This is a genomic window from Brevundimonas sp. (genome assembly GCF_032107865.1).
Taxonomy (GTDB): Bacteria; Pseudomonadota; Alphaproteobacteria; order Caulobacterales; family Caulobacteraceae; genus Brevundimonas.
This window is the reverse complement of sequence record NZ_DAMCNG010000006.1, coordinates 32,001-32,210: the sequence shown is the minus strand read 5'-3', so window position 1 is coordinate 32,210 and position 210 is coordinate 32,001. Positions and strand designations below refer to the sequence as shown.

Below are 210 nucleotides of genomic sequence, written 5' to 3'. Positions count from 1 at the left end.
TGCCGGTCGCCGCCCTGGAGCTTTCGGACAAGGAGGACGAGGCCCTGCGTCGCCTGGGCCTGAAGCGGCTGGGCGACCTGGACGACCGGCCTCGCGCGACCCTGGCCGCCCGCTTCGGCGCCGACTTCCCGACCCGACTGGCGCGGGTTCTGGGCGACGAGGACATGCGCATCACCCCGCATCGTCCGCCCGCGCCCGTCATAATCGACC

Annotated in this window: 1 pseudogene; it reads left to right on the top strand. The window is 73.3% G+C overall.

Going from position 1 to position 210, the window contains the following annotated elements:
- A pseudogene (locus RT567_RS01335) lies at positions 1-210 on the top strand (DNA polymerase Y family protein); the annotation flags it as partial.